The organism is Nodosilinea sp. FACHB-141 (genome assembly GCF_014696135.1).
In the GTDB taxonomy this organism is placed as follows: domain Bacteria; phylum Cyanobacteriota; class Cyanobacteriia; order Phormidesmidales; family Phormidesmidaceae; genus Nodosilinea.
The window spans coordinates 656644-670093 of sequence record NZ_JACJPP010000007.1; the positions used below are offsets into that span (position 1 = coordinate 656644).

Below are 13450 nucleotides of genomic sequence, written 5' to 3' on the forward strand. Positions count from 1 at the left end.
TGAAATCTGCTGCTCAAGAAATGTGGCGATCGCGGTGGATGTCATAGATCGCTTTTTCCCAACACCACTGCTCACTCTGGCTGGGATTGCGCAGCTGCACTTGCTCGACCAAGCGCTCGGCTACAGCTTGGTTGCCCCCTACTAAGCGCAGGAGCTGTCGCTGGGTGTGGCCCCGCACCGACCGACTCGGGACGGTGGTGGCTGGCGAGCGATAGGTGGCAGGTCGCCGTCGGCTCTGGCGACGATTAAGCCAGAAGATGAGCGCAATGATCAGTGCGATCGCCAACAAAAAAGATAAATCCATTCCAGCGGCATAACGTGGCTATAACCCTTGAACCCCTCAGCTAGAATTGGCTGCGGCCAATGGCCTCATGCTCAGGGCCGAATTGAGCTAACTCTAGTTCTACACAAAAATGCCGTCTACCGGCAGGTGGTCTCAAGGCCGCTGCCATTAAACCGCCAGGGTTTGCTAGTGTAATTTATATATTTGTCTAGCCTAGCCCCCGAGCTGCTGCTGCGGCAACACCACCGCCGCTGGGCTTAGGTAAGCGTTAAGTCCCTCATTTGCGCGTCGCTACCCATGCCAAGAACCCAACGCAACGACAACTTCATTGATAAATCCTTCACCGTCATGGCCGACATGATTTTGAAGATGATGCCCACTAAAAAGAGCCAGAAAGAGGCTTTTGCCTACTACCGTGACGGTATGTCTGCCCAAGCCGATGGGGAATACGCTGAGGCCATGGAAAACTACCGCGAAGCCCTGATTTTAGAGGAAGAACCCTACGATAAGAGCTTCATCCTTTACAACATGGGTCTGATTCACGCCAGCAACGGCGAGCATGAAATAGCCCTAGAGAAGTATAAGGAGGCGCTCGATCTGAACCCTCGCCTCTGTCAGGCCCTCAACAACATTGCGGTGATTTATCACTACAAGGGCGAGCAGGCTGAGGCCAGCGGTGACACCGACACTGCCGAAAACCTCTTTGACGAAGCGGCTCGCTACTGGCTAGAGGCGATCACCATTGCCCCCAACAACTACATCGAAGCTCAAAACTGGATGAAGAACACCGGCCGCATGAAGAATGACATTTTCTTCTAAGGCAAGCTCTGTAGCCCGTAGGGTGGGCACTGCCCACCACCGCTTGTCACTGTATCAATTGGATTTTGCCTTGGTGTTCCCCAGTTCGGGCGTTGGGTTCCACGCATTTCTCCTAACCTATAGCTGACGAGATTCAATTCCCTTTTCTGGATGACGTTTCCATGATCGATCTTGAACAAGTTCGCAAAGTTGCTCTGCTGGCCCGCCTAGAACTCACTGCCGAAGAAGAAGACCAGTTCACCGGGCAGCTCAGCGGCATTCTCGACTATGTGGAGCAGCTCAAGGAGCTCAACACCGACGACGTAGAGCCTACCACCCGTGCTATTGAGCTCAGCAACATCACCCGCACTGACAGTCTTCAGACCTTTGCCGAACGAGATGCTATTCTCGACTGCGCTCCCGATTGCGAAGATGGCTTCTTCAAGGTGCCCAAGATCTTAAGCGAGTAGTAGAGAGTTCAAACCTAACTAATTCAGCATTAATGGCCACCTAGTCCACGAACAGTGGACTAGGGTCCGTTTTCTTACGATTTCCTACTGATAGCGCTAGCAAATCTCAACCTATAGGACAATCGACCTCAGTTTGAATATGCGGCAGTCGCCGATGATGGCTGCTGCTTTGTTTTGTCCTGGGGTTTCCCTACGTTGAGGTGCCATGAAGCGTCGGCAGTTGGTTAAAACGACAACCTGGGGCGTAGCAGCGGCTACGACCGCGAGTATGGCCGCCTGCACCGGGGCTTCTTCCCCAGTGGCAGAGGGCACCGCTGAGGATTTGCCCCAGATCGATTGGCAAATGGCTACTAGCTGGCCTGCCGCCCTTGACACGATTTTGGGCGGGGCTCAGACCTTTGCCGATCGCGTCAGCACCATGAGCGGCGGACGGTTTACCATTTCACCCCGCTCCGCTGGCGAAATTGCTCCCCCGCTAGAAGTGCTCAATGTGGTCTCTCAGGGAGCGGTGCCCTGTGGCCACACGGCGTCGTATTACTACGTGGGGCGCAGCCCGGTGATGGGCTTTGGGGCCAGTCTGCCCTTTGGCCTCACCCCCCAACAGCAAAACGCCTGGCTTTATGAGGGGGGCGGGCTAGACAAGCTCCAGGAGTTTTACGCCCGCCAGTTCAATGTGATCCAGTTTCCAGCTGGGAATACCGGGGCGCAGATGGGGGGGTGGTTTCGCCGCGAGATCGCCAGCGTCAGCGACTTGGCTGGGCTCAAGATGCGCATACCCGGTCTGGGGGGCCAGGTGATGAGCAGGCTGGGGGTGACGGTGCAGACGCTGCCGGGGGGAGAGATCTTTCAGGCGCTGCAAACCGGGGCGATCGACGCCGCCGAGTGGGTTGGCCCCTACGACGACGAAAAGCTGGGGCTGAACAAGGTGGCTCAGTACTACTACTACCCTGGCTGGTGGGAGCCGGGCAGCACTCTCGAAGTGCAGATCAACCTCGACCAGTGGAATCAACTGCCCGAGGTCTATCAGCAGATCGTGCGTGCGGCGGCCTTTGAGGCCAACATGGAAATGTTGTCGCGCTACGAAACCCGCAACAATGAAGCTCTCCAGCGCCTAGTTGACGACGGTGTGCAGCTGCGTGAATATAGCGCCGAGATTATGACCGCCGCTCAAGAGGCCACCTTTGACCTCTATGACGAGTTTGCCGCTAACGACGCCGACTTTAAGGCCATCTATGACGACTGGCGCGGGTTTCGCGATCGCATTTATGCCTGGAGCCAGCTCAATCAGGGGGCCTTTGAGCGCTTTGTCTACAGCAATTTGAAGGCTGGGGGCGAGCCGCCCGCCTAGCACAAGGGCTGACGCTACGGTGGAGCTATTGGAGCGATCGCTCCACCAGCCAGCTCACTGTCTGGGGAAACACCATCACTACCACCAGCACTACTAGCTGAATGGCCATAAACGGCAGCGCGCTGCGGTGAATTTCGCGGGTGCTGATGGTCTTTGGTGCCACGCTCTGCAAATAAAACAGCGAGAACCCTACCGGCGGCGAAATAAACGCCGTCTGCAAATTCAGCGCCATCACCACCCCAAACCACACCATGTCAATGCCTAGAGCTTGGGCGGCGGGCACCAGCAGCGGCATGGCTATGAAGCAAATTTCAATGAATTCTAAAAACACTCCCATGGCGAAAATCACTAGGTTGGCCACTAGCAAAAAGGTCACGTAGCCCCCCGGCATGTTCACCAACAGATTGGTGATCAGGGTTTTGCCTCCTAGGGCATCAAACACCAGGCCAAAAAACGACGAGCAAAACAGAATAATCAGCACTACCCCCGTCACGATCGCTGTGGCGTGGGCGGCCTCTTGCAGCAGCTTGAGCGTCAGTCGTCCGTTGAGGGCGGCCAGCCCGCAGGCCCCCACCGCCCCCACTGCCCCCGCTTCGGTAGGGGTGGCAATGCCAAAGAAAATGCTGCCCAGCACCACAAAAATCAGCACTATTGGCGGCACGATCGCCTTCATCACTCGCTTTAGCAGATTCCAGGGGCTGATCTGGCGCATGGCTAGGGGCAGCGGCGGCGCGGTGCCAGGCTTAAAGTAAGCCACCATCAGCACATAGACCGCGTAAGCTCCAGCCAGCATCAGCCCTGGAATCAGCGCCCCTAGGAACAGATCGCCCACCGACACCCCCAGCTGGTCGCTCAGCACCACTAGCACCAAGCTAGGCGGAATCAGCTGTGCCAGGGTGCCTGAGGCAATGATGGTGCCAGCGGCCAGCTCTTTGTCGTAGCCGTGGCGCAGCATAATCGGTAGCGAAATCATGCCCATGAGAATGACCGTGGCGGCCACCACCCCAGTCGTTGCCGCCAGCAGGGTGCCGACCAGCACCACCGCCAGGGCCATGCCGCCGCGCAGGGGGCCAAGCACCAGGCCGATGGTCTCTAGCAGTTCCTCCGCCAGGCCCGACTTTTCGAGCACCGCGCCCAAAAACACAAAAAACGGAATCGCTAGCAAGGTGAAGTTGGCCATGGTGCCAAACCAGATGTTGGGCAGCAGCAAGAGGCGGGCGGGCTCAAAGGCCCCCAGCAGCCAGCCCACCAGGCCAAACACCAGCCCCGTACCCGCAAAAGAAAACGCCACGGGGTAGCCGCTCATCAAAATCAAAAAGAAGCCAACGAACATCGCGATCGCTAACCACTCGTAGCCCATGGCGCTCCTTACAAGGGGGACTAAAGAAACTGAATCTAAATCCTGAAAACTATCAACCGCCCGTCACCGCTCACTCCAGGGGCGGCAGGTCAGCCTCGGCCTCCGGCAGCAGCCTGCCCTCGATATAGCCGCACCACACTGCCCAGTACTTAATCGCCTGGGCTACGGCTTGGAGCAGCAGCAGCCCAAAACCCACCAGCACCATCGATTTGATCGGTGCCCTGGGCAGCCCACTGGCGTCGGAGGAAACCTCCCAGCGGCCCCAGGTGCCGTCGGGCAGCAGCCCCCACGACTGCATCACCGGGTTCACCGTCACCCACAGCCCCAGCACGCAAAAGGGAATCAGAAACAGCACCGTGCCCCAGAAGCTAATCATGGCCTTGCGGCGATCGCTCCAGCCCGACTCCAAAAAATCGACCCGCACATTTGCCCCCTGCTGGAGGATGTAGGGAAAGCTGAGCAAGAACGTGATCGAAAATAGGTACCACTGCCATTCAAGCAGTCCGTTCGAGGCCAGCTGCAAGCCCACAAAACGGCCAATGTAGCGGGCCATAACGTTGTAAAATCCGACAACAACGGTGAGCAGCACCAGCCAGCTCAGGCTCTTGCCAATCCACTCGCTCAAGTTATCGATGGCTTCAGCCACCCGCAACAGCCGTCCAATCAGTCCAGGACTTAGCACTCTTAGCTCCCCCGCCGACTCGCGTTGGAGTTGATAATACCGCCTAATGGAATGGGCTAGATGGGAGTCAACTCGCTAGCCCGGTCGTAAATGATTACGCCAACGCGATCGATGTGGTCAGCCAACGGTTGGCTCTCCAAGGTGTTGTAGTGCACAACATCAAAATAATAGGGCAGCGGCAGATCCTCATTGAGCACGTCGGCGAGCTGGGCGATGGTGCGCTGGGTTATGCGATCGCCCTTCACCGCTAGATCCACGTCTGACCCTGGCTTATAGTTGCCCTTGGCCCGCGAGCCAAACAGCACCACCGTTGTGATCTCCTCGAACTGGCGAAAGGCGCCAACGATCTGAGCCCTGTCGCTCTCTGTAAGACCGTAGGCGTTAGCCATCAGTCTTCACCTTGAGAACTTGGTAAAGTTCGGCCAGCAGGGGAAAGTAGTCGTTGCGAATGCTGGTTTCGACTGCGATCGCCGTGGCTTCATTGTAGGTATGCGTGGTCAGGTTGCGGTCTTGCAGAGCGTTCATCCAGCCGTGACCTTGGGCAATCAGACCGATCTGAAACCCCTGCTTAATGGCTTCTCTAGGGGTTTTAACCACAATCCCCTCAGCCTCCTCGTAGTCTTTCATCACCTTCCACGCCAGCTCAAAGGCCAATTCAAAGAACTGAATGATTCCCGCGCGCTCCACCAGCGAGGGTGACTCAATATCGAGGGCATCGCGCAGCAGCAAAAACGTGCGCTCGAAGTTAGCGAATCGCTGAACCCAGCGGGTATCGGGGGGATGCATGGGAGCGCTAGGCAAGGTGAACTCTTCTAGGTTAGGCGGGTCTGTGGTGCTCGTGCCAGTGGCGAGCGATGTCGATGCGGCGGCAGATCCAGACGCGATCGCGCCCCTGCACATAGTCTAAAAACCTCGCTAACGCCGCCGTGCGCCCCGGCTTGCCTGCCAGGCGACAATGCAGGCCAATGCTCATCATTTTGGGGCACTCCTCGCCCTCGGCGTAGAGGGTATCAAAAGAGTCGCGCAGGTAAGCAAAAAACTGATCCCCCGAGTTAAACCCGGCGTAGGTGGCAAAGCGCATGTCGTTATTGTCGAGGGTATAGGGGATTACCAGGTGCGGTCTACCGTACTCAGTGTTCCAGTAGGGCAGGTCGTCAGCGTAGCTATCGGCATCGTAGAGAAAGCCGCCTTCTTCGACCACCAGAGCACGGGTGTTGGGGCTGTTGCGACCCTGGTAAAAGCCTAGGGGGCGACTGCCCGCTACCTGGGTGTGAAGCTCCACTGCCCGGCGAATGTGCTCGCGCTCGGCCTCAATACCGAAGTACTGGTAGTCAATCCAGCGGTAGCCGTGGCTGGCGATCTCCCAGTCGGCCTCGACCATGGCCGCCACAGCTTCGGGGTTCCGGGCCATCGCCATGGCTACGGCATAAACCGTCAGCGGCAAGCCGCGACCCGTGAATAGTCGATGCAGCCGCCAGAACCCGGCCCGGCTGCCGTACTCATACATCGACTCCATATTCATGTTGCGCACCCCGGTTAGTGGTGCGGCCCCCACGCTTTCCGACAAAAACGCCTCCGAAGCCGCATCGCCGTGGAGAATGCAGTTTTCGCCTCCTTCTTCGTAATTGATCACAAACTGCACCGCAATTTTGGCGTTGCCGGGCCACTGGGCGTGGGGCGGGGTGCGGCCGTAGCCAACCAAGTCGCGGGGGTAGGAGGGAGTAATGGCCATAGGGAGGGTGAGTTTTGCGGCAAGATTTAGGCAGGATTTTAGGGGTTAAATCATGCTTTGGTCTAGCTAAATCACTGCGCAAATTGCCAATTTTTCATCACAAATCGGATCCCTCAAATTCGGGTTTCCGAAAGAAAACGCTTTCAGGTCACGAATTGTCCCTGCTACGCTCGTTTATGATCTACAGATCGGCTAATGTCGAAATACGGCTAAAGGCGGATAAGAATACAGGGGGCTGAGCTACGGTGTAGCATGAACTTTGTGTTCTTAAACATCAATTGACTCTGCTGGCGGCCTGGCTGACAGCACAACCACCACAGAATTGTGGCACTGGAGCTACGACTTTGTTGAACGGAAGGAGTAAACCCATGTCAGATGTCGCACTCTTGCCTAGCAAGAGGCAGGCTGCCCCCGTTCTTGACCTCGATGCTATCAATCGAGAGTGGGGAGAGGCTGACGCCACCAGTTTGGTGCAGTGGGGCCACAGTACCTTTGGTGACGGTCTGGTTCTCAGCACTAGCTTTGGCATTCAGTCGGCGGTGATGCTGCATCTGGTGACACAGGTGGTGCCTCAGATTCCAATTATTTGGGTTGATACTGGCTATCTACCGGTTGAAACGTACCGTTTTGCTGAAGACCTCACGACCCGCCTCAACCTCAATCTTAAGGTCTACCAGTCACCCCTCAGTCCGGCCCGCATGGAAGCACTGCACGGCCGCCTTTGGGAGCAGCATGACGTAGAGGCGCTAAACCGCTACGACAAAATTCGTAAGGTAGAGCCCATGCAGCGAGCCTTGGGCGATCTCAATGCCACGGCTTGGCTTACTGGGCTGCGATCGAACCAGACCGACCACCGCAAGTCGCTGGGGCGGGTGGGCCAGCAAGGGGGGCGTTACAAGCTGCTGCCCATTCTCAAGTGGACCTCTAAGGATGTGTACGACTACTTGGTGGCCCATGACTTGCCCTACCACCCGCTGTTTGATCAGGGCTATGTGACCGTGGGCGATTGGCACTCTAGCCGCCCGATCACGGCGGCTGACGACAACGAACGCGACACCCGTTTTAAGGGGCTCAAGCAAGAATGTGGTCTGCACCTGCCTCAGTCGCCTGAGGAGGCGGCCAGCTTAGACTCTAGTTCGCTGTAGGCAGGCTGGCGCGATCGCCCCTCCGCTTGAGCCGACATCCTGGTAGTGCCGCCTTTTTGCTTACGATTTAGCAATAGTGGCTGAAACAAAAAACTGCTTCTTTTGGGATGTTCTAAAGGCTGGATCACACCAAATTCTGCGGCGCTGCCTGCTGCTGATTTGAGCATTGTGCTAGTAGAGTCAGCTTCGAAAAGTTGAAGCGATCGCTCAAATCAACCAGCTTTTGTTAGAGAAGTGAAGGACCAATTTTTGGCCTGCCGCTTGAGTTTGCCAAACAAAGATGGTGCAGGCAGAGCGCAGTTTAAAGGCCTGAACTTAAGCTGGTTTCAAGTTTGAGAGCAGCTATCGAAAATATCGAGGACGGGCATACTAATAGCTAGTCTGTTTGTGGGCAAAAGTGGAGTTTGTCGAACGTGTATTATGCCGGGATCAACGTCTGCCCCAGGGGGGAGGTCTTCGTGTCTGAATTCTCCTACACTTTGGAGGTTAGACCAGAGGCATACTTCTAACCACGCAAAGACGCCCATCAACGGCATAGCTCATCCTTTTTGGTACATGCCCTGAATCCCTAATGTCCTCAGCTCCCCTACCTAACGACGAAGCGGGACGGTTAGAAGCCCTGCGGCGCTACGAGATTTTAGATACTCCTCCCGAAGCTGGATTCGATCGCATCACCGCTTTGGCAGCACGATTGTTTAATGTGCCCATGGCCCTGGTTTCCTTGGTGGATGAATCTCGGGCTTGGTTTAAGTCTTGTTATGGGTTTGAGGGGCAAGAAATTCAGCGGCACAGTACGTTTTGTAGCCATGCGCTGCTGTCTGAAGAGGTGTTGGTCGTGCCTGAGGCGCGCCACGACAGCCGCTTCGCCAATAACCCCCTAGTGCAGGATGAGCCAGGGCTGCGCTTTTACGCTGGGGCACCCCTGTGCAACCAAGACGGTTTTATTTTGGGCACGCTTTGCGTGCTTGATACTCAGCCGCGAGACGATTTTGGCCCCAACCAGAGGGCGATGTTGGCAGATCTAGCCGCCATGGTGGTCGACGAACTCGACCTGCGTTTGGCGGCCCACCGGGTCGATGCGATCGACCAAGCCCTGCTGACGATCACTCAGGGGGTAGCCACCCAAACGGGGGATGCCTTTTTCGCGGCTCTGGTGCTGCATCTCACCCAGACCCTGGGGGTTGACTATGCCTACATCGGACTGGTCGAAGGCGACGGGCAAGAGGCCATTCAGACCCTTGCCGCCTGTGCCCAGGGGCAACTTGTCGAAAACTTTGAGTATCTACTGCACCACACTCCCTGTCATCAGGTGCTGCTTAAGCGCGAACTGTGCTGTTACTCCAGCGGCGTCAGGGTTCAGTTTCCCGAGGCGACGCTGCTGCACCCCCTGGGCATTGACAGCTACGCGGCGATTCCCTTTTTTGACCCCGAGGGCATTCCGCTGGGTCTGCTGGGGGTGATGGATAGCAAACCCTGGAGCAACGTGCAGCTGATCAAGGCGCTGCTGCCCATTTTTGCCCTGCGCATTGCCACCGAACTCGATCGCCAGCGCACCGATGCCGCTCGTCTCCAGGTGCAGCAAGACCTGGAGCACTTGGTGGTTCAACGCACCGCTGAACTCTCCCAAACCAATCACCAACTACAGCTAGAGATTGAAGAACGCAGGCAAGCTGAAACCGCCCTCGCAAAAGAGCAGGAGCTGCTGCGGGTGCTGCTCGAAAACGTGCAGGCGGGCATTGTAGCCTGCGATGAAGTGGGCATTTTAAGCCTGTTTAACCAGGCGGCGAGAGACTTTCACGGCCTGCCAGAATCCCCCCTGCCCCCCGACCAGTGGGCAGACTACTATGACCTCTACCATCCCGATGGCAAAACCCCCTTGGGCAAGGAGGCGATTCCGCTGTTTCGTGCGCTGCAGGGCGAACGCGTAGTCGATGCTGAGATGGTCATTGCTCCCAAGGGAGATAAGGCGCGCACGGTGTTAGCAAGCGGACAGGCGATCGCCTCCCCAGACAGCAGCAGCAAGGGGGCCGTGGTAGTGATGCACGACATCACCGAACGCAAACAAATGGAAAATGCGCTGCGCGACAGCGAGGCCCGGCTGTTTAGCATTTTTGAGACCATTCCCAATGGCGTGGTTATTCTTGATGCCCAGGGGCAGTTGGTCAGCGCCAACTCAGCCGCTGAGAAAATTTTGAGACTGACTCGCAGCAATCTGGCCAGTCGAGCCTACAACGACCCGGCCTGGGTCATTACTGCGATCGACGGGCAACCCTTTAAGGAAGAAGACCTACCCTTTGCCCAAGTGATGCGCACCGGAGCGGCGGTACATGGTGTGGAACATGCCATCACCCACGACGATGGCACGCAGAGCATTCTGTGCATCAATGCATCGCCGCTCTTTGATACCGAGGGACACATTGCCAATGTCGTTGCTTCAATTAGCGATATTACTGCCCAGAAGCAGGCGGAGGCTACCCTTCAGGCCTCTGAAGAACGCTATCGCTCGGTGATTGAAACGGTGGCCGAGGGCATTGTGCTACAGCATGCCGATGGCAGCATTTTTACCTGCAACGCTAGCGCCGAAGAGATCTTGGGGCTGACGGCTGAGCAAATGATGGGGCGCAGCTCCCTCGATTCCCGCTGGTCATGTACCTACGAGGATGGCTCTCCCTTTGCTGGCGATCAGCACCCGGCGATGGTCACGCTGCGCACCGGTGAACCGCAGTCTAACGTGGTTATGGGGGTACACAGACCCGATGGCACCCTTACCTGGATTTCGATTAACACCCGGCCGCTGTTTCATCCCAATGACCCGACGCCCCTTGCCGTAGTGGCCTCATTTTCGAACATTACTGCCCGCAAATTGGCCGAGGCTGAGCGGGCCCAGCTGATTCGAGAGCAGGCAGCTCGTCTCGATGCCGAAGTGGGTCAGTTTCGCTCAGCGCTCCTGGTGGATATTAGTACTACGCTGGCCTCGCTGCTCAACCATACAGACACCCTAGAACGGGTTGCCGATCGGGTGGTGCCGTTTTTTGCCGACTGGTGTGCAATTGATCTGCTGCACCTGACCCAAGGCCCAGGTCAGAGCCTTGAGCGGGTGGCGATGGCGCACTGCGATCAAACTAAGGTCGAGCTGGGCTGGCAGCTGCATCGACAATACCCACCGTCGCTGGATGCTCCAGAAGGAGTGCCCAAAATTTTGTGCACGGGCCAAACCCAACTGGTGGTTGAGATTCCGCCAGCGATGCTAGAGGCGGCCGCCCACGATGCTAAGCACCTGCGTTTGCTGCAAGAGCTAGGTCTGAAGTCTTGTATCATTGCCCCGCTGATTGCTCGGGGCCAAACCCTGGGAGCAATTTCCTTTGTGATGGCTGAAACTGGCCGCCGTTACACCGCCAATGACTTAGCCCTGGCCGAAAACATTGCCCATCAAGTGGCGATCGCGGTGGATAACGCCCGTCTCTACCAGGCAGAGCAAACCGCTCGCAACGAGGCTGAGGCGGCTAATCGCATCAAAGACGAGTTTTTGGCGGTGCTCTCCCACGAGCTGAGGTCGCCCCTTAACCCTATTTTGGGCTGGTCGCAGCTGCTGCAAAAGCGATCGCCCGATGCCACCACGCTGACGCGAGGGCTACAGACCATTGAGCGCAACGCCAAGCTGCAAACTCAGCTGATTGCCGATCTGCTCGATATGTCTCGCATTTTGCAGGGCAAGCTCAGCTTGGAGGTTGCGCCGGTACAGCTTCAGACCGTCGTTGAAGCGGCGATGGAAACCGTGCGGCTGGCGGCGGAGGTCAAGGCCATCGACATGCGCACTCAGTTTGACCCTGCGGTTGCCCCTGTGATGGGCGATGCCGGGCGGCTACAGCAGGTGGTTTGGAACCTGCTAGCCAATGCGGTGAAGTTTACCCCTGAGGGCGGCCGCATTGAGATTCAGCTGCGGGCCATTATTCCAACTAACCATCAGGCTGGGTTACCCACTGCCAGTTCCCTGGCTCAGGCTGAGCTGACGGTGACTGATACCGGCAAGGGCATTGCCCCAGAAGTGTTGCCCTACATTTTTGAGCGCTTTCGCCAGGCCGACGGCAAGACTACGCGCCAGTTTGGTGGGCTGGGGCTGGGGTTGGCGATCGCCCGGCAGCTGGTTGAGCTGCACGGGGGCACAATCACCGTGGCTAGCTCTGGCGATAACCAGGGTGCTACGTTTACTGTACGTTTGCCCCTTCAGCGCCGCCTAAGCAATGGGTTGAATGGTACAGATCTTGCATCCCACCCACTAAGTTTGGGTCAGGCAAATACACTGGCCGGGATCCGCATTTTGGTAGTTGAAGACGAAGCCGATGCCCGAGAGCTGCTGGAGTTTGTACTAAAGCAGGCCGGGGCTACCGTCACCGCTGTGGCCTCTGCTGAAGAGGTGCTGAAACGGTTGCCTAGTTTGGACGTAGACATCTTAGTCAGCGACATTGCCATGCCCCAAATGGATGGCTATATGCTGATGCAACAGATTCAGGCTGAGCTAAACCGTCAAGGCCAGCGCTGCAAAGCTATAGCGCTAACCGCCTATGCCAGCGATCTAGACCAGCGGCAGGCTCTCGCAGCGGGGTTCCAACGCCATATCAGCAAACCCTTTGAGTCTGCAGAACTGATTGAGGCGATCGCTACTCTAGCTGCTGAATAGATATAGCTAACCCTCTTTGAAGGTAAAGCTGATTCATAGTCACCAAACAGACTTCTGTGTTGCAGTTCAGCCTTGTACTTGTCGCCAGAACTGTAGATTAATTCGAAACGTTAGCATCCAGTTTCTATTAACAAAAAGACAAAAGTGAAAGGTTGAAAAGTTCAAAGTGTGGTGTGTTTCTAAGACTTTAAAACTTACGCTTTGAGCCTTTCCAGTTCATAACAACGGAGGCGGTGGCTTACTAATAGGCTTGAGCCAATGTCAAACACCCCTTCACGTTTTAGCTAAACGCTTCGTCACTATGCTGAGTCTAGAAACGCAGTACAGCCAGCTATTTCATGGATAGCCTTTTATACGAAATCCGATTTGGCAAACCCCGATTCACAATCAGGAACCCTGTAGGGGCGTAGCATGCTACGCCCCTACGAATCAGGGGTATTTATTCGGGTTTGGGTATTAGTGGTGATGGTTGGCTTCAAGCAGGGCTGCAACCTTGGTGAGCAACTGGTCAAACTCGATCGGCTTGCGAATAAAATTGTTGGGCTCCAACGCCAGCCCTTGACTGGTTTGGAGAGTGTCATAGGCTGTAACAATCAAAATTGGCATTTGAGGGAGGGCGGGATTTTGCCGGATCTTTTTAGTGACTTCATAGCCATTCATATCTGGCATCATCACATCCATCAAAATTAGGTCGGGAGGAGCATTCTCAACCTTGGCTAGAGCCGATCCACCATTGCCGGCGGTCTCAACTTCATAGCCTTCTGTTTCTAAAACAGTTCTCAACAAAAACAAATTATCTTCTATGTCATCGACGACAAGAATACGAAAATCAGAGGGGGTACACACAGCAAAGGTTTTAAACAGGATTATATGATTACAGCTAGTTTAATGGATAAGCCATTCTACTTACCTCGAACTTGAGGCACAGATCAAAGTCATAAAAAAGGTAGGCAT

General features: G+C 56.1%; 12 protein-coding genes. 5 read left to right on the forward strand and 7 right to left on the reverse strand.

The features are described 5' to 3' along the window. Nucleotides 1–13: 13 nt before the first annotated feature. The gene (locus tag H6F59_RS06420) at nt 14–304 is read right to left on the reverse strand and encodes a hypothetical protein (RefSeq protein WP_190696573.1); all 291 of its coding nucleotides are present in this window, start codon (nt 302–304) and stop codon (nt 14–16) included. Nucleotides 305–580: 276 nt separating this feature from the next. Here H6F59_RS06420 and H6F59_RS06425 point away from each other — a divergent pair, with 276 nt between their 5' ends. The 3 genes from H6F59_RS06425 (at nt 581) to H6F59_RS06435 (ending at nt 2899) form a co-directional block, all read left to right on the forward strand. Then, nucleotides 581–1102 carry a photosystem I assembly protein Ycf3 gene (locus H6F59_RS06425; RefSeq protein WP_190696575.1) on the forward strand — a complete coding sequence of 174 codons (522 nt, stop codon included), beginning with the start codon at nt 581–583 and terminating at the stop codon, nt 1100–1102. 161 nt (nt 1103–1263) lie between these two features. Further along, nucleotides 1264–1551: an Asp-tRNA(Asn)/Glu-tRNA(Gln) amidotransferase subunit GatC gene (gene gatC, locus H6F59_RS06430; RefSeq protein ID WP_190696578.1), complete on the forward strand. Its 288-nt coding sequence runs from the start codon at nt 1264–1266 to the stop codon at nt 1549–1551. Nucleotides 1552–1756: 205 nt separating this feature from the next. Further along, nucleotides 1757–2899, forward strand: coding sequence for a TRAP transporter substrate-binding protein (locus tag H6F59_RS06435; RefSeq protein ID WP_190696581.1), 1143 nt, complete (start codon nt 1757–1759; stop codon nt 2897–2899). A 25-nt stretch (nt 2900–2924) separates the two neighbouring features. On the opposite strand, the gene H6F59_RS06440 is transcribed toward H6F59_RS06435, so the two are convergent. The 5 genes from H6F59_RS06440 to puuE all read right to left on the reverse strand — a co-directional run bounded on the left by H6F59_RS06440 (nt 2925) and on the right by puuE (nt 6667). After that, nucleotides 2925–4259 carry a TRAP transporter large permease subunit gene (locus H6F59_RS06440; RefSeq protein ID WP_190696584.1) on the reverse strand — a complete coding sequence of 445 codons (1335 nt, stop codon included), beginning with the start codon at nt 4257–4259 and terminating at the stop codon, nt 2925–2927. A gap of 70 nt (nt 4260–4329) precedes the next feature. Next, nucleotides 4330–4923 (reverse strand): TRAP transporter small permease subunit, encoded by a 594-nt coding sequence (locus tag H6F59_RS06445; RefSeq protein ID WP_190697238.1) that lies wholly within the window; start codon nt 4921–4923, stop codon nt 4330–4332. Nucleotides 4924–4997: 74 nt separating this feature from the next. Then, nucleotides 4998–5330, reverse strand: a complete 333-nt coding sequence (locus tag H6F59_RS06450) for a nucleotidyltransferase domain-containing protein (RefSeq protein ID WP_190696587.1) — start codon at nt 5328–5330, stop codon at nt 4998–5000. After that, entirely contained in the window at nt 5323–5727 is a 405-nt protein-coding gene (locus H6F59_RS06455; protein ID WP_190696590.1) for a nucleotidyltransferase substrate binding protein, read from the reverse strand. Before H6F59_RS06455 ends, H6F59_RS06450 begins: the two co-directional genes overlap by 8 nt. Before the next feature lie 31 nt (nt 5728–5758). Beyond that, nucleotides 5759–6667 (reverse strand): allantoinase PuuE, encoded by a 909-nt coding sequence (gene puuE / locus H6F59_RS06460; protein ID WP_190697242.1) that lies wholly within the window; start codon nt 6665–6667, stop codon nt 5759–5761. A gap of 374 nt (nt 6668–7041) precedes the next feature. Between puuE and H6F59_RS06465 the strand changes: the two genes are divergently transcribed. Together H6F59_RS06465 and H6F59_RS26275 are read left to right on the forward strand one after the other, a co-directional pair. Next, nucleotides 7042–7818 (forward strand): phosphoadenylyl-sulfate reductase, encoded by a 777-nt coding sequence (locus H6F59_RS06465; RefSeq protein WP_190518393.1) that lies wholly within the window; start codon nt 7042–7044, stop codon nt 7816–7818. Between the two features lie 571 nt (nt 7819–8389). Continuing rightward, nucleotides 8390–12496: a PAS domain S-box protein gene (locus tag H6F59_RS26275; protein WP_190696593.1), complete on the forward strand. Its 4107-nt coding sequence runs from the start codon at nt 8390–8392 to the stop codon at nt 12494–12496. A 456-nt stretch (nt 12497–12952) separates the two neighbouring features. On the opposite strand, the gene H6F59_RS06475 is transcribed toward H6F59_RS26275, so the two are convergent. Continuing rightward, a complete protein-coding gene (locus H6F59_RS06475; RefSeq protein WP_190518389.1) occupies nt 12953–13342 on the reverse strand; it encodes a response regulator in 390 nt (129 codons plus the stop codon). Nucleotides 13343–13450 lie beyond the last annotated feature (108 nt).

Excerpts from the sequence above, each read along its gene's own strand:
- H6F59_RS06420 (WP_190696573.1), bottom strand. The coding sequence starts at position 304 with ATGGATTTATCTTTTTTGTTGGCGATCGCACTGATCATTGCGCTCATC.
- H6F59_RS06450 (WP_190696587.1), bottom strand. The coding sequence starts at position 5,330 with ATGGCTAACGCCTACGGTCTTACAGAGAGCGACAGGGCTCAGATCGTT.
- H6F59_RS06465 (WP_190518393.1), top strand. The coding sequence starts at position 7,042 with ATGTCAGATGTCGCACTCTTGCCTAGCAAGAGGCAGGCTGCCCCCGTT.
- H6F59_RS06425 (WP_190696575.1), top strand. The coding sequence starts at position 581 with ATGCCAAGAACCCAACGCAACGACAACTTCATTGATAAATCCTTCACC.
- H6F59_RS06455 (WP_190696590.1), bottom strand. The coding sequence starts at position 5,727 with ATGCATCCCCCCGATACCCGCTGGGTTCAGCGATTCGCTAACTTCGAG.
- H6F59_RS26275 (WP_190696593.1), top strand. The coding sequence starts at position 8,390 with ATGTCCTCAGCTCCCCTACCTAACGACGAAGCGGGACGGTTAGAAGCC.
- gatC (WP_190696578.1), top strand. The coding sequence starts at position 1,264 with ATGATCGATCTTGAACAAGTTCGCAAAGTTGCTCTGCTGGCCCGCCTA.
- H6F59_RS06435 (WP_190696581.1), top strand. The coding sequence starts at position 1,757 with ATGAAGCGTCGGCAGTTGGTTAAAACGACAACCTGGGGCGTAGCAGCG.
- H6F59_RS06440 (WP_190696584.1), bottom strand. The coding sequence starts at position 4,259 with ATGGGCTACGAGTGGTTAGCGATCGCGATGTTCGTTGGCTTCTTTTTG.